This is a genomic window from Sulfitobacter geojensis (assembly GCF_000622325.1).
In the GTDB taxonomy this organism is placed as follows: domain Bacteria; phylum Pseudomonadota; class Alphaproteobacteria; order Rhodobacterales; family Rhodobacteraceae; genus Sulfitobacter; species Sulfitobacter geojensis.
The window spans coordinates 822,450-841,718 of sequence record NZ_JASE01000005.1; the positions used below are offsets into that span (position 1 = coordinate 822,450).

A 19,269-nucleotide genomic window follows, 5' to 3' on the forward strand; every position below is an offset into this window, starting at 1 on the left:
CCACAGCTAGGTGACCTGATAGGCAGCGGGCGAACCGGTTGATGCGAGACAAAATGAGCCCTCCTGCCGCCCCGCTCATCGCGCTGCGCGATGTATCCTACCTGCCGGATGACAAGCCGGTCCTGTCCGGTATTACTTTGGAAACGGATGCAAAACGCATCGGGATTGTCGGGCGCAACGGGTCGGGCAAAACGACGCTGGCGCGGATGATCGCGGGGCTGGTTGCGCCGGACAAAGGTACCGTAAGGATTTGCGGCGCGGACGTTGCGCGCAACCGCAAAGCGGCTTTGGCGGCCGTTGGGATCCTGTTCCAGAACCCAGACCACCAGATTATTTTTCCCACGGTTGAAGAAGAAATCGCTTTTGGCCTGACCCAAATGGGGAAGAACACGGCGGAAGTAAAAGCGTCCGTGGCCGCGATATTGCAACGGTTCGGCAAGGCCCATTGGGCGGAGGCGGCGATTCACCAGTTGTCGCAGGGCCAGCGCCAGCTTGTCTGTCTGATGTCAGTGCTCGCGATGGCTCCGCGCGTGATCGTTCTGGACGAACCCTTTGCCGGGCTCGACATCCCGACCACGCGGCAACTCGCGCGGGTGCTGGACAGTCTGGACGTTTGTTTGGTGATGATCACCCATGATCCCGCGATGTTGGACGGCTACGATCGCGTGCTCTGGATTGACGCGGGACGGATTGTGCAGGATGGCCCGGCCGGCCCCGTGCTTGCGGCCTTTACAGAGCAGATGACACAGTTGGGAGGGGGCGATGATCTCTCTGACCTCTCCGGTTAAAACCGCCGCTCACAACTGGCCCGCAGCGCTCAAGTTGGCCGCTTTATGCGTCGCAACCGTGGTATTGTTCGCTGTGGGGCATCTCGGCTGGCATCTGGCATTTCTGGTCGGGACGGGCGTGCTTTATGCTTTGCCCGGACGGGTGTTCCTGCGCAGCGGCATGGCGCGGCTTTGGGGGCTGTGGCCGTTTGTGGTGTTGATTGTCGGGTGGCACGTGGTGATTGGCGATGCTGCGGGCGGGGCATTGATTGGGATGCGAATGTTGACGGCGGTCGGGCTTGCCAACCTCGTCACGCTGACCACCCGCCTTAGTGATATGATGGGGGTGGTGCGCAGGCTCTTGTCGCCGCTGCGCCGCTTTGGCCTGCATCCCCATCGGGTTGAACTCGCGATGGCGCTGGTGATCCGTTTCACCCCTGTTCTGGCGCTCAAGGGGCAGGCCCTCGTGGCGGCATGGCGCGCCCGCAGTCCGAAACGCCCGGGCTGGAAAATCGTGATCCCCTTTGCCGTACTGGCGCTGGATGATGCCGAGCGTGTGGCCGAAGCCCTGCGTGCACGCGGAGGTGTTTCGCGTTGAAGACCCCCCTCATTTAACTTAACCCTGCCCCAAATAACCAAAGGAAACCCCATGGAACGTTCTATTGCCCTTATCGCGGTTTTCGCCGCATTGATTGCGGCGCTCGGTCTGATGCCGACACTTATGCTCGCCTCCGGCGTGCCGATTTCCGCACAAAGCCTCGGCGTAATGCTCTGTGGTACGGTGCTTGGCTCTAAACGCGGCGGGCTCGCAGCGTTGTTGTTTGTGGCGCTGGTCGCCCTTGGCCTACCACTGCTTGCAGGCGGCCGCGGAGGCTTGGGCGCGTTTGCATCGCCCACGGTCGGCTTCATCGTCGGCTTTCCGATTGCGGCGTTTGCCACCGGTTTCGTGATGGAACAAACCCGTCGGATGCCGATTGCCGTCGCTGCCGGTGTTGCATCCGCCATTGGCGGTATCCTGGTGCTTTACATCTTTGGTGTGGCTGGTTTCATGATGGTGCTGAACAAGGGCCTGGGCGAAACTCTGGCGATCCTCGGCGTCTATATCCCGGGTGACATCATCAAGGTGGTGCTGGCAGGGTTGATCACAGCTGGACTGGCACGTGCGCGCCCTGCAAGTGTATTGTCGCGGGCCTGATTTGCGCGGCGCTACAGCAAGACGATAGCGAAATCCCCCCGCGCTGCGGCGCGTGGGGACCTAAGATGACGGTACGATTCCAGACCAAAAGGACACCCGATGACCGATACAATGCGTGCAATTGAGATCACCAAACCCGGCGGACCGGAGGTCCTGCAAGTTGCAGAGCGGCCCGTGCCCGAAGCCAAACACGGTCAGGTGGTGATCAAAGTGGCATATGCCGGTGTGAACCGTCCTGATGCGCTGCAACGTGCCGGAAAATACGCCCCCCCTCCGACTGCAAGTGATCTGCCGGGCCTGGAAGCCTCTGGCGAAGTGGTGAGCGTTGGTGCGGGTGTAAGTGACCTAAACGTCGGTGATCAGGTCTGTGCCCTGTTGCCGGGCGGCGGGTATGCGGAATTCGTCGCGACCCCTGCGGCGCATTGCCTGCGGGTGCCCAAAGGGATGGGCATGAAAGAAGCGGCCTGTTTGCCCGAGACCTTCTTCACCGTCTGGTCCAACGTGTTTATGCGCGGTGGTTTGAAAGCAGGCGAGCGGTTTCTGGTACATGGAGGCTCTTCCGGTATCGGGACGACAGCTATTCAATTGGCGCACGCCTTCGGCGCGCGGGTTTTTGCAACGGCAGGGACGGATGCAAAATGCACGGCTTGTGTCGGACTGGGTGCCGAAGCTGCGATCAATTATCGCGATACGGATTTTGTCGATGTGCTGAAAGCTGAAGGTGGTGCCGATCTCGTGCTGGATATGGTCGGCGGCGACTATATCCCCCGCAACCTCAAAGCACTGGCCGAGGACGGGCGTCTGGTGCAAATCGCGTTCCTGCAAGGACCATTGGTCGAGGTGAACTTTGCCACGCTCATGACGCGCCGGTTGACCATGACAGGATCGACGCTGCGCCCCCAAAGTGATCTGGCAAAAGCACGAATTGCCCAGGAACTCCGCGAGGCAGTCTGGCCCCTGCTTGATGCAGGTCGGGTGGCACCTGTCATGGACAGTGAATATGCGTTCGAAGATGCAAGTGATGCACATGCCCGCATGGAAAGCAGTGGACATATCGGCAAGATCGTATTGCGCATCGGGGCCTGATCCAAAGGACGCGGGACAGGCCCGCGACATGATTTTGGATTTGCCAAACGCAGGCGGGCGGCGGCTGCTGAGAGTGCGGACAGTATATAAGGCCAAAAAGAAACGATTTGTTAACCATGGCCTGCGTTTATGAAGCAACGGAACAGGCAGCAGTGCCGATGACCGTGCCAAGAAGAGAACTTTAGCGTTCTTGTAGAGAGGGGAGAAACAATTCTCTCCTCTTTTTGGCTCTATATACTGTCCGCACTCTCGGCCATGTGCCGTCTGCCAACGTTACCTCAGCGGTGCAAACAAAGCCTTTTTCAAGGTGCAATCGCGCACCACGTCTTGCCCGCAAGGGACCGGAGCCAGCGATTTGGACAAACAAATCCGCGCTTCCTGAATCTGGTTGTTGCGGCAGGTGATCGTGATGCCGTCTGCTGACATATCCGGATTGGATTCCAGGAACGCGTCTTCGACAACCGAGGCGGGCAGCATTACTTTGCGTTCGAGTTTGCGAAATATTGCAGGCCGGACCACACGTCCATAGGCCTCGCGCGAAAGCTGATAATATGCAGCGGCAGATAAACCCGTGCAGGTCCCGTGTTTCTTCCACTGGTGCCACGCGAGTCCGGCGGTTCCCATAACATCCGCCATTTTCGCCGTCATGCCGCGGGAAGGGGGACGTTCTGCGGTCTGGCAGAACGACGGGTATCCGCGGTGAAACTGTGGCCAGAGCCCGTGCATGATCCAACCATGGCCACTGCCCGTTTCGCATTGTTCGGATTGGCGTGAGTCGCCCTCGGCCAGACACCAGTTGGGCGACCAGCTGAGGGACAGCACGTAATAGTCAAACACACCGGCCTTGTCGTTTCCGGCCTCTGCCACAGGAGCCGTGGCGATGAGCGCGGCCATCAGGCCAGCGAAGAGCTTGCGCATTGGGTCTTTCCTTATCTTTTCGGTCTCAGTATAAGCCAGCCAAGTTCCCCGACAATGGAAACCGTCTCAATCCACCGAGACAGCCTTTTCAGGCGACGGGAAAATTGCGTTTTGAGAGGAGAGACCAACATGGCAAAACCGATTATGGCCAAGGCGACCGCCGTTTGGCTGGTGGACAATACCACCATCAATTTCAAACAGATCGCCGATTTCGTCGGCATGCATGAGTTGGAAGTTCAGGGCATTGCCGATGGCGATGTTGCTGCTGGCGTAAAAGGGTTTGATCCTGTGGCCAACAACCAGTTGACGCAGGATGAAATCGACGCTGCGCAAAGGAATCCGCTGCACAAGCTGACGCTGAAATTCAACGCCGCCGCACAGGGCGAAGAAAAGCGCCGCGGTCCGCGGTACACACCGCTTTCCAAACGGCAGGACCGTCCGGCTTCCATTTTGTGGTTGGTCAAGTTCCACCCCGAATTGACCGATGGTCAGGTTGGCAAGCTGGTCGGCACAACCAAGCCTACCATCCAGGCGATCCGCGAGCGCACGCATTGGAACATTGCCAACATCCAGCCGATTGATCCGGTTGCATTGGGCCTGTGCAAGCAGTCCGAACTGGATGCCGCCGTACAAAAAGCCGCCGCCAAGAAAGCAGCGGCTGGCGAGGTGATGAGCGATGACGAGCGTCGCAAACTGGTCAGCACCGAGCAGAGCCTTGGCATGGATGCAGAGCCTAAAATCCCCACCGCGATCGAAGGGCTTGAGACTTTCACGCTGTCCGGTGATGAAGTTGGCGAAGACGACGATAAGGACGACAGCAATTATCTTGATGCGGACAGCTTCTTTTCCTTGCCGGATTCGGACGCGGATAAGGATGAAGACGAGGACGCTGCGAAGTCCTAAAGTCCAGCGCTTTGCGCCTGAAGGGGCCGATGTATTGGTAAAGTCCAGCGAAGGGCATTGGGGAAACCCTGTGCCCTTTTTGCTGTTTTGCTTTGGTGTTGGCGAAAAACATTCGGTTGGTGCATTTTCTGACTTGCACGAATCTCAAACAAGCGTAAATGCCGCGCTACAGACGCCAACGCACGCGCCTCTGGCCGGTCAGCCTTTCTGACTGACCCGCGTTTATGCAGCGACGGTAACGTCTCTTGAAATGACACTTGGGGTGCTCCCGCCCCTCCTGCTCTTTGGAGATGACCATGAACGCTTCCGTCCCCGGCGCACTTAGCGCTGCACCTTCCGCTTTTTCTTATGTTGCCGATCCGGCTGCGGCCTATATCGCGGCAAATGATTTTGACCGCCCGACGCTGGTTATCTCGCGCGCCAAAGTGGCGGCACAATATGACGAGTTGAGCGCCGGTCTGGGTGAGGCCCATATTCATTATGCGGTTAAATCAAACCCGGCACCGGAAGTGATCCGCACTTTGGTCCGCAAGGGCTCCGGCTTTGATTGCGCATCGCGCGGCGAGATCGAGCTTTGCCTAGCGCAGGGCGCGAAGCCTTCTGACATTTCTTTTGGCAACACCATCAAACGCGCGGCCGATATCGCTTTCGCCCACAGCGTCGGCATCACGCTGTTCGCGGCTGATTGTGAAGCGGAACTGGAAAAGATTGCCCGTCACGCCCCCGGCGCGCGGGTCTATATCCGCCTGATCGTTGAAAACTCGCTGGCGGATTGGCCGTTGAGCCGTAAATTCGGCTGTGCGGAGTCCTTGTTGCCCAGCCTGCTGGATCTCGCGCGCGATCTGGGGCTGGTGGCCTATGGCCTGTCCTTCCACGTTGGATCGCAGACCCGTAAGCCCGAGTTCTGGAACCCGGTACTGGATCAGGTTGCGCCCCTGTGGCATGCGGCCCGTGCGGCGGGGCATGATTTGCAACTGCTGAACATTGGCGGCGGTTTTCCGGCCTATTACGGGCAAAGTATCGAAGCGCCCCGCCGCTATGCCGCGTCTGTTGTGCGTGCCGTCGCGGCCCGGTTCGGCAGCGTGCCCCATCTGATGGCAGAGCCCGGTCGCGGGTTGGTGGCTGAGGCGGGGCACATCGCGGCAGAGGTCTTGCTGGTGTCGCGCAAGTCGGCGGATGATTTGCACCGGTGGGTATATCTGGACATTGGCCGGTTCTCTGGCCTTGCCGAGACCGAAGGTGAAGCGATCCGGTATCAGCTGACGACGCCGCATGACGGCGAAGAAACCGGCCCCTGCGTCTTGGCGGGTCCCTCTTGCGATAGCGTTGATATCCTGTATGAAAAACGACCAGTGCAATTGCCTGTAAGTTTGCGGGATGGGGATAAGGTGATGATCCGTTGCTGTGGGGCTTACACCAGCTCGTACAGTTCTGTCGGGTTTAATGGTTTTCCGCCGCTGGATGTGATCGTCCTTTGACGTAAACGTCGCGCGTGGAAAGGCCGTCTGCTTTGGGAGGGGCAGGCGGCTATCTCGTTTTAGGGTGGTGAGTTGTCGGGGGCGAAGTCCTGCAAGACTTCGGTAAATTTCCTGTAGGAAATTGGTTACAGTTTCTTGCGGGCCAACATGGCGGCGCTGATCGTGCCGTCATCCAGATAGTCCAGCTCGCCGCCAATCGGGACACCCTGCGCGAGCGACGTCAGTTGTACCTGACCTTCCAGTTGATCCGCAATGTAATGGGCGGTGGTCTGCCCGTCGATGGTGGCGTTCAGCGCTAAGATCACCTCGGTGATTTCTTCGGTAGCGACGCGGTCGATCAGGCGCGGGATGCGCAGTTCCTGCGGGCCGATTGCATCCAAAGCCGACAGCGTACCGCCCAGCACATGGTAGCGCCCGTGAAACGCCCCCGAGCGTTCCATCGCCCAAAGGTCCGAGACATCTTCAACCACGCAGATTTCCCCGTTCGCACGTTTGTTGGCGGTGCAGATGTCGCAGATGTCCGCCGTGCCGACGTTGCCGCAGTTCAGGCATTCGCGTGCCGTTGCTGCGACCGTTTGCATCGTGTCCGCCAGCGGCGTCAGCAACAGGGCGCGTTTGCGGATAAGATGCAAAACAGCGCGGCGCGCCGAACGCGGGCCAAGCCCCGGGAGCTTGGCCATCATGTCAATCAGCGCGTCTATGTCTTGGGTTGAACTCAACGGGATATGCCTTTTGTGAGGGCGGGATTGAGTTTAAGGGCAAGATGAAGCCGGGGTATAGTGCTTAGAATGGCAACTTCATGTCAGCGGGCAGGCCCATGCCTTCGGTCAGTTTGGACATTTCTTCCTGTGCCCGCTCGGTGGCTTTGGCTTGCGCGTCTTTGATCGCGGCAAGGATCAGGTCTTCGACGACTTCCTTGTCATCACCGTTGAAAATCGACGGGTCGATGTCGAGGCCTTTCAGCTCGCCCTTGGCGGTGCAGCTTGCCTTGACAAGGCCCGCGCCACTTTCACCGGTGACCATGATATTGGCCATGTCGTCCTGAAGCTGGGCCATCTTACCCTGCATTTCCTGTGCTTTTTTCATCATGCCGGCCATGTCACCCAGCGCGCCTAGTCCTTTAAGCATCGTTTTCTCCTGATCTGTGTTTGTCTCTATATGCGTGTCGCGCGGGGCGGGTTCAACCGTCCTCGAAGGGGTCCCATTCGTCCTCGACTTCGGGCAGGGCGGCGCTGACGGCTTCGGCGGCGATTTGTTCGGGGGTGCGGATGCCGCCAATGCTGGCTTTCGGGAAGGAACTGATGACCGCCTGCCAAAGCGGGTGGGCCTTGACCTCCGCCACGAGGGCGTTCTGTTTGGCGTCCTTTACCTCTGCGATGGTTTCCCCGCCGCCCTCGTTCACGACGGTGACAGCCCAGCGGTTGCCGGTCCAGAGTTGCAGTTTCGCGCCAAGCCGTTGGGCAAGGTCGCGCGGCGCGCGGTCGGTGGGGACGATTTCAATGCGCCCCGGTTGATAGGCCGCAAGGCGCAGGGTGGTTTCAACCTCGACCAGCAGCTTTACATCGCGATTGGCACGGATCAGTTCGACCACGTGGTCAAAGCTTGGGAAACGTGCCAGCGCGGCATCAAGGTCCTGGGCAAGGGCGGTGGATTGTCCCGCAGCGTTGGGGTTCGCCGCCATACGCGATTGCGCTTGGCTAACCGCCTGTGCGCCTGTGGCGGGCGCGGATGCGCCACCACCGCCACCAGAGGGCGCAAGGGCCGGGGGCGGTGTGGCGTTGTTGAGCTTGCGTACCAGCTCTTCGGGGCTGGGCAGATCCGCCACATGGGTCAGGCGGATAATCGCCATTTCGGCCGCCATCATCGCATTGGGGGCGGAGGCGACCTCGTCCAGCACTTTGAGAAGCATCTGCCACAGGCGGGTGAGCACACGCATCGGCAGGGTTTCCGCCATTTCCATACCGCGGCTGCGTTCTTCGGGCGAAATTGTCGGATCTTCGGCGGCTTCGGGGGTGATTTTCACCACCGATACCCAATGGGTGATTTCCGCCAGGTCGCGCAGCACGGCCATCGGGTCGGCCCCGTCGGCATATTGACCGGACAGTTCGGTCAAGGCACCGGCGGCGTCACCGCGCAGGATCATGTCAAACAGGTCAAGCACACGGCCACGGTCCGCGAGCCCCAGCATGGCACGGACCTGATCGGCAGTGGTTTCGCCGGCACCATGGCTGATCGCCTGATCCAGCAAGGATGTGGCGTCGCGCACCGACCCTTCGGCAGAACGGGTGATCAACGCCAGCGCGTCATCGGCAATTTCGGCCCCTTCGGCTGTTGCGATCTTGCGCATCAGCGCGATCATCACTTCGGGTTCGATGCGGCGCAGGTCAAACCGTTGGCAGCGCGACAGAACTGTAACCGGAACCTTGCGAATTTCAGTGGTGGCAAAGATGAATTTGACGTGCTCGGGTGGTTCTTCCAGTGTTTTGAGCAAGGCGTTGAAGGCACCCGTGGACAGCATGTGCACTTCGTCGATGATGTAGACTTTGTAGCGGGCCGAGGCGGCGCGATAGTGCACGGAATCGATGATCTCGCGGATGTTGGCGACGCCGGTGTTTGATGCGGCGTCCATTTCCATCACATCGACGTGGCGGCCTTCCATGATCGCCGTGCAATGTTCACAGACCCCGCAAGGATCGGTCGTCGGGCCGGAGGTCCCATCAGGGCCGATACAGTTCATGCCCTTGGCGATGATCCGTGCGGTGGTGGTTTTACCAGTGCCCCGGATGCCGGTCATCACAAAGGCCTGCGCGATACGATCGGCCTCGAAGGCGTTGCGCAGGGTGCGCACCATCGCATCCTGCCCGACCAGATCGACAAAGGTTTCGGGCCGGTATTTGCGTGCCAAAACGCGATAGGCGGGTGTGTCGGTCATGCATGCTCCAGCAAAGCGGGGGATTCGGGTGTCAGTCTTCAAAGTATGCGGTGCGGCGGGGCAGGTAAACCACGCCATCCTGCCGCTTGGAATTTGTGGCGCGCTAAGGCATCATAAAGGCCGCAGCCCCGTCAGGGAATGCGCAGATTTAGTATATAGGGACGTGGGTATGCGGTTACGAGGCATTAGAAGAAGCAGCAATGTAGAAGTCCGCAAAGGCGGTGGCGGGCGTCGCGTTGGCGGCAAGGCCGGCGGTTTCGGTGTGGTCGGCTTGCTGGCGGTTCTGGCCATCGGCTATTTCACCGGCATCGACGTCAGCCCCCTGTTGCAGGGCGGAACCCAGACGCAACAATCCCAACCCGTCACACAAGCCGACAGCCGTGCCACCGAGTTTTCGGCGCAGGTGCTGGCCACAACAGAAGATGTCTGGAGCAAGATCTTTCGCGAACAGATGGGCCGCGAATATGTGCCGCCAAGATTGGTGGTATTCTCGGGTGTGACCCAAAGCCCTTGTGGCGGTGCATCGGGGGCAACCGGTCCGTTTTATTGTCCGGCGGACAACAAGGCTTACCTCGACACCAGTTTTTTCAGCATGTTGAGTCAGCAAATGGGCGCGGGGGGTGATTTTGCGGCGGCCTATGTGATTGCCCATGAGGTGGCGCATCATGTCCAGAACCAACTGGGCATACTGCCCAAAGTTAACGCGGCCCGGCAAAGGTCAAGTGAGACAGAGGCGAATCTGTTGACCGTGAAACTGGAACTGATGGCCGATTGCCTGTCGGGGATCTGGGCGGTGAATGTGCGGGGCCTGATGGAGAAGGGCGATCTGCAAGAAGCGTTGAATGCGGCCCGCAAGATTGGCGATGACCATCTGCAGCGGCAAGCGGGGCGGGTGCCTCAGCCGCATACCTTTACCCATGGCACGTCAGAACAGCGGGCACGCTGGTTTGCACGCGGATTCGAAACAGGCGACGTCGGGCAGTGTGATACCTTCGCCGCGCGCCAGTTGTGAGCGATCACGAGCGTAAATTTGAAGCGGCGCTGGCAGAGCTGGCAGCGACCGACATGTGGGCCGGCAATTACAAGCCGCCGTTGTTGAATGTGCAGCGGCGGTTGGGTTGGATGGTGCGCCCGCCGCATTACGCATCGTTCTGGCGCGTGATGCTTGGGTATGCGCTGTGGTTCGCGCCGGTATGGGGCATCCTGATGTGGTTCGTCAGCTGGCGCGGGCAAGGGTTTTCACTGGTCAGCGCAGCGGGGGCCGCTGCGTTTGCAGGAATTTTGTTCGGGGGGCTGATGGCGCTGTATTACGCACGAGCACGGCGGCGCTACAAGCTGAGCAAATGGGAAGATTTGTGATTTTGGCGGCTGCCAGCGTGCATTGATCCGGGCTGTTAGCAAATCACATGTTCTGCGCGACATGTGGTAAGGTGAGAGATTGATAACGACCCAAGCGGGACTCGTTGTGGCTGCTGCCTTCCGGCTCTGACCAGGTTGGCGAGGCGCCTGCCCGCACCAACCTCTCGATTCCCATATAGGCGCGTAAAGAAGCGAGTGCAAGCATCACAGGGTCAGGCGAATTCTCAAAAAACCGTCACCGTCCAGGCCAAGGGGCTGGGGGGACAGGTGGGCGATGTCCTTGAGGTAGGGCATCGCTTGAGGGGTTGTGCAAATGACCGCTTGCACGGGTTCGGGACATGAAAACCGCCAAGGACTGGCGTCTTGCTGGATACCCTCTGGTGGGCGGGTCAGAATATTGCCAAGGGCCGTGGCCAACCGGTTGCGACTTTTGGCCAGTACGCGGTCCTTTGCAAAGGGCGCGCGTCCCACGCCGCCTGTCGTTTGAAATTCGCTGGTGGCCATCACAAACTGTTGCGTATTGCTGACGGGATCGCCGTTGTAGGTCAGGGAGACCAGCCGCGCGCCAGCGACACGGGTCGGATCAATGCAATATTGCACGCCATAAATTGTATCGAACTCAAAGGAAGGTCGCGCGGGATCGACCAGAAGCTGGTCTGGCGTGTTTGGTGACAACCGGTGAAAGACCCGCGCCGAATATTCGAGCCAGCCCCGTAATTCGGCTCCGTTGATGCGCAGGGCACAAATCTTGTTGGCATAGGGATCTAGCCCTTTCAGATGGCGGCGCAGCACTGGACCTTGCGGAATAAACAGAAAGTTTTCGGGTCCACCAAAACCGCCCGCCGTATGCGCCGAGGCAGAGGCGAGCAGGGGCAGCTCCGCTTCGGGAAATCCGCGTATTGCCTTGGTCGCAATGTGATGTTTCGCCTGCGCGACTGCGGTGCAGGACAAGGTAGGTGCCCCAAGGGAGAAAAAGTTGTGCAAGGTGCGGCCTGTCTGGCCAACGGGCCGGGCCAGCCGGGTTCGGCTGGCGTGATGCGCGGTGGAACAGATCGCCGTAATCGCGGGATGGGGGGCGATGTCGTGCGTGTTGCGGCGCAGTTCACTGGTGTGGGTTAGGACCCGCCAGCGCCCGTTTGCATCCTGCGACAGCCCCAAATCCAGCACCGCCAGATCAGAGGCATCGTAACCGGCCATCACCGCAGGTCGGGTTGCGATGGTGCTGTTGATGTTATCGACCTGCGCAAAACCGCCATGATCCTGCCCCGGCAAACGGCGATGGGTGTGACCGGCGATCACCACGTCTATTCCGGCAATTGCCGCAAGCGAGCGGACATCGTCCACACCGGTTTCATCAATGGCTGGATGTTCGATCCCCATATGAGCCAACAGGATTACCAGATCGGTGCCTTGCGCGCGCAGGTCTGCCAACGCAGTGCGCAGCTTGGCCTGTGCTGGCGTCACGACGGCGTTACCTTCAAGCGTGTGTTGGTGCCATTGGGCGGTGAGGTCTGGCATGACCGACAATACACCAATCCGCAGACTCAGGGGGGCAGCGCCCTGTTGGGGGCAGGCGCAGGTGATCAGGGCCGCGGCTTGCAGTGCAGAACTGCGCAAAGGTCTGAGATTGGTGCTGATCATTGGCGACGGACTGACCGCCGCGAGATCCAAAAGATAGGGAAACCCGTGGTCCAGATCATGATTGCCCACGCCCAGAGCATCATACGACATATGGTTAATGCACCCGAGCACAGGATGTTCCGGTCCGACGGCGCTGCGCGACAGGGTTTCACCAAGTGCGGTCCCTTGCAAAAAATCTCCGTTGTCAAACAAAAGGGTTGCGGTATCCGCTGCCCGTGCCTCGGCGCGGGCCTGATCCACCAGCGTCGCCAATCCCGCTAGTCCGTTGTGCGGTAGGGAACAATCGCGCAGATAGTCATAGCCCAAAAGCTGCATGTGGATGTCGGTGGTCGCCATAATGCGCAGGGACAGTGTGGTTTGGTCAAACCTGTCTTGCATCGCTTCATGGGGGTGGATCGCAGTGATCGGCGGGGCGGCGGCATCTCTCATGTGAAGAATATCAACCTATAATTGATTCACATTAGCGCACAACAACCATAAACAATCAAGGCGTTATCAAATGGCCGGATTGTGTCCCTGCGCCAGATGCCACACAAAGGGGTAAGCAAGGCAGATCAAAGGATAATTCAATGCGCCACGCAGAAGAGGTGACCTTCGGAGGGTCCGCACTGGACCGCGCCGGGGAGATTCGTAACAACCCGGCAGTGGTGAAATACGCCCGTGCGGCCGCTGACAGCCGCGCCATTTTGTTCTGGCGCGGCAAACCTTTGATCTCGCCCGCGCGGCCGGCATCATTGGTGCGCCTGCCGATGGACCATCCGGTTCTGGCCGACGCCAAGGCCGAACCGATCCTGCTGGGCCGCGAAGACGGGGCGGCGCGATTTGCATTCGACTTGTCCCCTTGGGAACCGGATGACGTCGATCACGCCGGTTTGGGCGCGTTTTTGGATCCGACAGAACAACGCCATCCGGCCCTACCCGAAGGCATGGTATTTGCAGAGCTGCGCCGCGTGATGACGTGGCTGGACGCGCGGGACGCCGAATTGGCTGCTACCGGCAAGGCGATCCTTGGCTGGCATGACAGCCACGGGTTTTGTGCCAAATGCGGTGTTGAAACGCAAATTGGTCAAGCGGGATGGCAGCGCCAGTGCCCGGCCTGCAAAACCAGCCATTTCCCGCGTACCGATCCGGTGGTGATTATGTTGATCACTCATGGCAATTCGGTGTTGATGGGCCGTTCGCCGGGCTGGCCGCGCGGGATGTTTTCGCTGCTGGCGGGTTTCGTTGAGCCGGGGGAGACACTGGAAGCTGCCGTGCGCCGCGAGGTGTTTGAAGAAGCGGGCGTGCAGGTAGGGGCGGTTGATTACCTTGCCAGCCAGCCGTGGCCTTTCCCCGCGTCGTTGATGTTTGGTTGCCGTGGCGAGGCGACAAGTCAGGAGATCACCATTGATCCGGTCGAGATCGAGCACGCCATGTGGGTCCCGCGCGAAGAAATGATGGAGGTGTTTGCCGGCAATCATCCAGTGATCCTGCCTGCGCGCAAAGGCGCTATTGCACATTTCCTGCTGGAAAACTGGCTTGCGGACAGGTTGGATTAACGCGAGGGTTGCGGTGTAAGTGGTAAGGGCGTCAAGCTGGCAAGGATAAGCCAGCGCTATCGGTAGGGTAAAATATGAAATTTTCCACAAACGAGGATATCGAGGCACCTGCGGATGCGGTGTTCGAAATGCTTTGCGATTTTGAGGGTTTCGAACGCTCTGCCATGCGGCGCGGTGCCGAGGTGCAGCGGATGGACCAGCTTCAGGTGCCTGGTGTCGGCATGACGTGGCAGGCGGCCTTTACCCTACGCGGCAAGCAGCGCCAGATGGAGGTCGAGATGGTGACCTTTGACCGCCCGAACGAGATTGTTCTGGAAAGCACCTCTCCGGGATTGCTGGGCACCACCAGCTTCGAACTGATCGCCCTGTCCCGCAGCAGCACGCGGGTGAAGGTCGAGATGGAGATCAAGCCGCTTAACCTGTCGGCGCGCCTGTTGGTGCAATCGCTGAAACTGGCGAAAACGTCGCTGACCCGAAAATTCAAAATGCGCGTGTCGGAATACGCCAAGTCCATGGAAGACCGCTACTCACGGATGGCCTAAAATGCGCCCCGATTATTTGGAGGTCAGCACTTTGCCTTTGGTCGGTGATACAATCTTGCCCTTGGTCTGCTGCAAAGTGTGGGACAGTTCATGGGCCAGCAATTTGTTGTCCTTGGCATAGCCGGACTTGGCCAGATAGATATCGGGCCCGTGGGCAAACGCCTTGGCCCCCAGTTCCTTGCAGGCATCAGTGGCTTCTGATCCGACGTGCACACGTACCTTTTCGAGTTTGGCGGCCGGGAATTTCTCGCCGAGCGCTTTGATTACGGCGGAGGGCAGTTTTGTGCTTTTGGTGTCTTTCGGGATGTTATCCAGCGGTTTGGTTTTGGCGCGTTTTCCATCGGTTTTCTGTAATATCTGGGCAAGCTCGTCTTTGGCCATCGGGGCAATCCCTTTTTCAAATTATCAATGTAATATGGTGAAGGTAGCACAGATTGGCCCCAAAGACCTAAAGTTTCCTGATCTGCACGGGTTCATCGTGCCGCAATTATGTCGATGATTGCACGACCGATTCCGGCCACTATCGCGTTACGTTCGACCCAACTGGCGGGGGTGTCGGACACATAGATTGCAATGAAATAGGGGGCCCCGGCCAAAGGCGTTATCATGGCGACGTAGCTGCGTGTATGATTCCGCCCACCTCCTGATTTATCAATGATCTGCCACCCTGCCGGCGCGGATTTGCGTAGAAACTCTTGCGTGACGCTGCCGTGGCGCATCCACTCTGCCAGCTGAGCACGTGACGCGGGGCGCAACGCGTCCCCTGTCAGCATCTTTTGCCACGTCGTTGTCATTGCTGCTGGCGATGTGGTGTCGCGTGGATCTCCCGCGACAAAATTGTTCAGGCTTGGCTCGATGCGATCGAGACGGGTGACGGCATCGTTAATGCGGTCCAGATAGGTCATGACGCCTTTCGGCCCGCCCAACAGATTGATCAACAAGTTGGCCGCGGTATTGTCGCTTTGATCCAAAGTCGCGAAACATAGGTCGGAAATAGGCAGCGCGCTGCCAATGTGCTTTTTCGTTACAGGTGCATAATGCAGTATGTCCTGTCCGGAAATCTTGATTTTGGCATTCAGGTCTAGGGCCTTACGGTCAACCTGATCAAGAATTGCGGCGCAGAGCACGGATTTGAAAGTGCTGTTCATCAGGAAGCGTTCGTTTTCGCGGTGGCCCCAATGCCAGCCTGATGCAGGATGTCGCACCATCACACCGATGCGGGCATCGTGGCGTTTTTCCAATGCGCGGATTTCAAGCCCGAGTCTGGACAGCGTTTGTAATTCTGCGTCTGCAGGCCCCGACAGCCCCCCACAAAGGAACACAAGCCAAAGCCCGCGAACCAAATGGCGAAGGCAGTTCACCCTCGAACGGGGTGGGACGGATAAACGCCGAGAATATCGAGCATTTTTGTGAAATAGCCCAATTCCTCCAACGCTCGTTTGACGTTGGCATCGTCGGGGTGTCCTTCGATATCCGCGTAGAACTGCGTGGCGGTGAACGAACCGTCCACCATATAGCTTTCCAGTTTGGTCATGTTGATGCCATTGGTCGCGAATCCGCCCATCGCCTTATACAGCGCGGCAGGAATATTGCGGACTTCGAACACGAAAGTCGTCAGCATCTTGTCGCTGCGCCGTTCAAGGTCGATGTCGGGGGCCATCAACAAGAAGCGGGTGGTATTGTGATCAAGATCTTCGATGTCACGGGCCAGCACTTCCAACCCGTGGATGTCGGCGGCGACTTCTCCGGCAAGCACGCCCTCGACAGATCCATCGGCCAAAGCCAGATCGGCAGCGGCACCGGCACTGTCTGCGGCAGCTTCAAAAGTGATGCCCTGCGCGTCCAGATAGCTGCGGGCTTGCGGCAAAAGCACCATATGGGCGCGGACATGTTTAACCTGATCCAGCGTCACACCGGGACGTGCCATCAGCGCGATGCGCACACGTACGAAGGTTTCAGCGACAATATGCAGGCCACTTTGCGGCAAAAGGCGGTGAATATCGGCGACCCGCCCGTAGGTGGTATTTTCAACCGGCAACATCGCAAGGTCTGCACGCCCTTCGCGCACCGCACGGATCACCCCTTCGAAGGTGGTGCAGGGGACGGGAATCATCCCGGGACTGGCTTGCAAACAGGCCTCGTGGCTATAGGCCCCCAAAGCGCCCTGAAACGCGATCCGCGGCGTGTTGCTGTCAGACATCGGTGCAATCCTTGGTATTAAAGCGCCCCTCGGGCGATTGGTCGCGGTAACTACACCTTGCTTGCGATAAGGGAAAGCAATAGATACGCGGCTGAAACGCATCAAATGACAGATACGGACCCAAACCTATGTTCGACACAATGACCCTTACGAAAATCGCCGCTGGCCTGTGTGGCGCATGGTTAATCCTGTTGCTTGGCAAATGGGCCGGCGAAGAACTTTATCACGCGGATGCCCATGGCGAGCAGTCATATGTGATCGAAGTGGCCAGTGCAGACGCAGAACCGGCAGAAGAAATCGACCTGGTCGCGCTGATGGCCGAAGCCGATGCGGACAAAGGGTCAAAGGTATTTCGCAAGTGTACCGCCTGTCACAAGGTTGACGGCACCGACGGTGTTGGCCCGCACTTGAACGGCGTTGTGGATCGCGACATCGCTTCCGTTGCAGGGTTCGGTTACTCTGGCGCGCTGGGTGGTCTTGAGGGTGACTGGACTGTCGAAGCGCTGATGGGCTTCCTTGAGAGCCCCAAAAACTATGCGCCGGGCACCACCATGGGTTTCGCCGGTTTGAAAAAGCCCGCTGACCGCGCCAATGTGATCGCCTATCTGACCGGCCTTCAGTAAGTTTCGCGCCCATCACGACATGAAGCCGTCCTTTCGGGGCGGCTTTTTTCGTATGTGTTGCAATAGATAACATATTCGCAACTTGTCTCTTGGCATGCGGCACCGTTAGCTTACATCACGAATGACGCTGATTTCCGATCCAAAGGATGTGCCCGATGACCAAACGCTTGAGCCACGCCAAGACCCGAACCGCAGAGACAACAGGTTGGGGGTACGGGATCGCACTGGTGATTTTTGGCACTGCTTTGGCGCTTGGGACGGCGGCACCGGCCGAGGAAACGATCAAAAGCCACGGCTATTCGTTTTTCGGTGATTTGAAATACGGCCCCGACTATACGCATTTCGACTATGTGAACCCTGATGCGCCCAAGGGTGGCGAGATCTCAATCGCAACATTAGGCACATTTGATTCGATGAACCCCTACACCCGCAAAGGGCGCGGCGGGGCCTTGTCGACCGTTATGTATGAAAGCCTGCTTGGTGAAGGCGTGAACGCGCAGGCCCCCGCCGATATGTACGCCGAATATTACTGTCTGCTGTGTGAAAGCCTTGAATACGACGAAGGCAAGAACTGGGTGATCTTCAACATGCGTCCCGAGGCACGGTTTTCCGATGGCACGCCCGTGACTGCGCATGACGTGGCCTTTAGCCAGCAGCTGATTTTGGATCAGGGGCTGCAATCATACGCCGATGCCGTTAGCAAACGGATCGACAACATCGAGGTGATCGATGATCACACCATCAAATATACCTTCAACCCCGAAGTATCGCGCCGCAGCCTGATCGAAGTCGTGGGCGGCATGTCGGTATGGTCCAAGAAATGGTACGAAGAAACCGGCGCGCGACTGGATGAAAGCCGCTTGGACATCTCGCCCGGATCGGGGGCCTATATGGTCGACAAGATCGATGTGAACCGGCGCATCGTCTATAAACGCAATCCTGATTACTGGGGCAACGACCTGCCATTCAATGCAGGGCGCAACAACTTTGACAAAATCCGCATCGAATATTTCGGCGACGAGAATTCGGCTTTCGAGGCATTCAAAGCCGGCGAATATACCTTCCGCAACGAGGGGAATTCCAAGCAATGGGCAACTGCTTATGATTTCCCGAAAGTGAAAAACGGCTATGTGGTAAAGGATGAAATTCCTGACGGTGCCCCGCCAACCCCTTCCGGCATCGTTTTCAATCTGGGCCGCGAGGTTCTAAAGGACCGTCGCGTGCGCGAGGCTGTCGCGCTGGGCTTCAACTTTGAGTGGACCAACGAATCGCTGCAATACGGGCTGTTCAAACAGCGCGCTTCGTTCAATCAGGACACGCCGCTGATGGCCACCGGCACGCCCGAAGGCGCGGAACTGGCGTTTTTGCAGTCGTTGGGGGATCTGGTTCCGCCAGAGATGTTGAGCGAAGAGGTGCGTGTGCCCCATACGTCGGGTGCCAATCGTTTGCTGGACCGGCGCAATGCGCGTACGGCGATGAAGTTGCTGGATGACGCCGGTTGGGCCGTGGGCAGTGATGGCATGCGGCGCAATGATGCGGGCGAACCGCTGCGTCTGACATTTCTGCTGAACTCGGCGGGATCTGCGACCCTGTCTGCGGTGGTTGAGAACTTTATGTCGAACCTGACCAGCATGGGCATCGAAGCGGTGCTGGAGCGGGTCGATGCCTCGCAATATACCCTGCGCGAGCGCGACCGTGATTACGACATGGTTTATGACAGCTATATTCCGTTCCTCAGCACAGGTGGCGGATTGCAACAGGTCTACGGGTCCGAGGCGGCGTCCTATTCCTTGTTCAACCCTGCCGGACTGGCGAGCCCCCTGGTGGATGAAATCATCGAAGCGTCGCAGCGCGCGGTGACCAAAGAGGAAACCGACACAACGCTGATCGCGCTGGATCGTGCCCTGCGTCACGAATTTTTCATGATCCCGACGTGGTACAACGATGTGCATTGGACGGCCTATTACGACCAATACGAACGTCCCGAAACCATCCCGCCCTATGCTTTGGGCTACATGGATTTCTGGTGGTACAATGCCGACAAAGGTGCCGCGCTGCGGGCCGCTGGCGCGTTGAGGTAATCAGCA

The 19,269-nt window shown here is 58.7% G+C and carries 20 protein-coding genes and 1 other RNA gene; 12 read left to right on the forward strand and 9 right to left on the reverse strand.

Annotated elements, in window-relative coordinates:
* The first annotated feature begins 53 nt into the window (after window positions 1-53).
* The 4 genes from Z947_RS0105955 (at window position 54) to Z947_RS0105970 (ending at window position 3,048) form a co-directional block, all read left to right on the forward strand.
* Complete coding sequence (locus tag Z947_RS0105955) at window positions 54-788, forward strand: energy-coupling factor ABC transporter ATP-binding protein (RefSeq protein ID WP_025043399.1); 735 nt, start codon at window positions 54-56, stop codon at window positions 786-788.
* Window positions 763-1,365 carry an energy-coupling factor transporter transmembrane component T family protein gene (locus Z947_RS0105960; protein ID WP_025043400.1) on the forward strand — a complete coding sequence of 201 codons (603 nt, stop codon included), beginning with the start codon at window positions 763-765 and terminating at the stop codon, window positions 1,363-1,365. The genes Z947_RS0105955 and Z947_RS0105960 overlap by 26 nt, the downstream gene beginning before the upstream one ends.
* A 51-nt stretch (window positions 1,366-1,416) precedes the next feature.
* On the forward strand, window positions 1,417-1,962 hold the full coding sequence (locus Z947_RS0105965; RefSeq protein ID WP_025043401.1) for a biotin transporter BioY: 546 nt from the start codon (window positions 1,417-1,419) through the stop codon (window positions 1,960-1,962).
* A gap of 99 nt (window positions 1,963-2,061) precedes the next feature.
* Complete coding sequence (locus tag Z947_RS0105970) at window positions 2,062-3,048, forward strand: NAD(P)H-quinone oxidoreductase (RefSeq protein ID WP_025043402.1); 987 nt, start codon at window positions 2,062-2,064, stop codon at window positions 3,046-3,048.
* A 273-nt stretch (window positions 3,049-3,321) separates the two neighbouring features.
* On the opposite strand, the gene Z947_RS0105975 is transcribed toward Z947_RS0105970, so the two are convergent.
* Window positions 3,322-3,966, reverse strand: coding sequence for a ribonuclease T2 family protein (locus Z947_RS0105975; RefSeq protein WP_025043403.1), 645 nt, complete (start codon window positions 3,964-3,966; stop codon window positions 3,322-3,324).
* A 129-nt stretch (window positions 3,967-4,095) separates the two neighbouring features.
* Here Z947_RS0105975 and Z947_RS0105980 point away from each other — a divergent pair, with 129 nt between their 5' ends.
* Window positions 4,096-4,869, forward strand: coding sequence for a DUF1013 domain-containing protein (locus tag Z947_RS0105980; RefSeq protein ID WP_025043404.1), 774 nt, complete (start codon window positions 4,096-4,098; stop codon window positions 4,867-4,869).
* 290 nt (window positions 4,870-5,159) lie between these two features.
* On the forward strand, window positions 5,160-6,347 hold the full coding sequence (locus Z947_RS0105985; RefSeq protein ID WP_025043405.1) for a type III PLP-dependent enzyme: 1,188 nt from the start codon (window positions 5,160-5,162) through the stop codon (window positions 6,345-6,347).
* A 125-nt stretch (window positions 6,348-6,472) separates the two neighbouring features.
* Here the strand turns inward: Z947_RS0105985 and recR are convergent, their stop codons facing one another.
* The 3 genes from recR to Z947_RS0106000 form a co-directional block, all read right to left on the reverse strand.
* A complete protein-coding gene (recR, locus tag Z947_RS0105990) occupies window positions 6,473-7,066 on the reverse strand; it encodes a recombination mediator RecR (protein ID WP_025043406.1) in 594 nt (197 codons plus the stop codon).
* Between the two features lie 64 nt (window positions 7,067-7,130).
* Window positions 7,131-7,475 carry a YbaB/EbfC family nucleoid-associated protein gene (locus Z947_RS0105995; protein WP_025043407.1) on the reverse strand — a complete coding sequence of 115 codons (345 nt, stop codon included), beginning with the start codon at window positions 7,473-7,475 and terminating at the stop codon, window positions 7,131-7,133.
* Window positions 7,476-7,527: 52 nt separating this feature from the next.
* Window positions 7,528-9,279: a DNA polymerase III subunit gamma/tau gene (locus tag Z947_RS0106000; protein ID WP_025043408.1), complete on the reverse strand. Its 1,752-nt coding sequence runs from the start codon at window positions 9,277-9,279 to the stop codon at window positions 7,528-7,530.
* A 169-nt stretch (window positions 9,280-9,448) separates the two neighbouring features.
* Between Z947_RS0106000 and ypfJ the strand changes: the two genes are divergently transcribed.
* Together ypfJ and Z947_RS0106010 are read left to right on the forward strand one after the other, a co-directional pair.
* Window positions 9,449-10,291, forward strand: coding sequence for a KPN_02809 family neutral zinc metallopeptidase (gene ypfJ, locus Z947_RS0106005; protein WP_025043409.1), 843 nt, complete (start codon window positions 9,449-9,451; stop codon window positions 10,289-10,291).
* On the forward strand, window positions 10,288-10,638 hold the full coding sequence (locus tag Z947_RS0106010) for a DUF6404 family protein (protein ID WP_025043410.1): 351 nt from the start codon (window positions 10,288-10,290) through the stop codon (window positions 10,636-10,638). The genes ypfJ and Z947_RS0106010 overlap by 4 nt, the downstream gene beginning before the upstream one ends.
* 69 nt (window positions 10,639-10,707) lie before the next feature.
* On the opposite strand, the gene ffs is transcribed toward Z947_RS0106010, so the two are convergent.
* An RNA gene (gene ffs, locus Z947_RS21795) (signal recognition particle sRNA small type) lies at window positions 10,708-10,805 on the reverse strand.
* A 37-nt stretch (window positions 10,806-10,842) separates the two neighbouring features.
* A complete protein-coding gene (locus tag Z947_RS0106015; RefSeq protein ID WP_025043411.1) occupies window positions 10,843-12,708 on the reverse strand; it encodes a 5'-nucleotidase C-terminal domain-containing protein in 1,866 nt (621 codons plus the stop codon).
* A 140-nt stretch (window positions 12,709-12,848) separates the two neighbouring features.
* On the opposite strand from Z947_RS0106015, the gene nudC reads away from it, so the two are divergent.
* Window positions 12,849-13,817 carry an NAD(+) diphosphatase gene (gene nudC, locus Z947_RS0106020; protein WP_025043412.1) on the forward strand — a complete coding sequence of 323 codons (969 nt, stop codon included), beginning with the start codon at window positions 12,849-12,851 and terminating at the stop codon, window positions 13,815-13,817.
* A 74-nt stretch (window positions 13,818-13,891) separates the two neighbouring features.
* Window positions 13,892-14,359, forward strand: coding sequence for an SRPBCC family protein (locus Z947_RS0106025; RefSeq protein WP_025043413.1), 468 nt, complete (start codon window positions 13,892-13,894; stop codon window positions 14,357-14,359).
* A gap of 12 nt (window positions 14,360-14,371) precedes the next feature.
* On the opposite strand, the gene Z947_RS0106030 is transcribed toward Z947_RS0106025, so the two are convergent.
* The 3 genes from Z947_RS0106030 to Z947_RS0106040 form a co-directional block, all read right to left on the reverse strand.
* On the reverse strand, window positions 14,372-14,740 hold the full coding sequence (locus Z947_RS0106030; protein WP_025043414.1) for an eCIS core domain-containing protein: 369 nt from the start codon (window positions 14,738-14,740) through the stop codon (window positions 14,372-14,374).
* Window positions 14,741-14,832: 92 nt separating this feature from the next.
* Window positions 14,833-15,681 (reverse strand): class A beta-lactamase, encoded by an 849-nt coding sequence (gene bla / locus Z947_RS0106035; RefSeq protein WP_205623823.1) that lies wholly within the window; start codon window positions 15,679-15,681, stop codon window positions 14,833-14,835.
* 35 nt (window positions 15,682-15,716) lie between these two features.
* Complete coding sequence (locus Z947_RS0106040) at window positions 15,717-16,559, reverse strand: prephenate dehydratase (RefSeq protein WP_025043416.1); 843 nt, start codon at window positions 16,557-16,559, stop codon at window positions 15,717-15,719.
* Window positions 16,560-16,687: 128 nt separating this feature from the next.
* On the opposite strand from Z947_RS0106040, the gene Z947_RS0106045 reads away from it, so the two are divergent.
* Together Z947_RS0106045 and Z947_RS0106050 are read left to right on the forward strand one after the other, a co-directional pair.
* The gene (locus Z947_RS0106045) at window positions 16,688-17,182 is read left to right on the forward strand and encodes a c-type cytochrome (protein WP_025043417.1); all 495 of its coding nucleotides are present in this window, start codon (window positions 16,688-16,690) and stop codon (window positions 17,180-17,182) included.
* A 155-nt stretch (window positions 17,183-17,337) separates the two neighbouring features.
* Window positions 17,338-19,263, forward strand: a complete 1,926-nt coding sequence (locus tag Z947_RS0106050; RefSeq protein ID WP_025043418.1) for an extracellular solute-binding protein — start codon at window positions 17,338-17,340, stop codon at window positions 19,261-19,263.
* Window positions 19,264-19,269 lie beyond the last annotated feature (6 nt).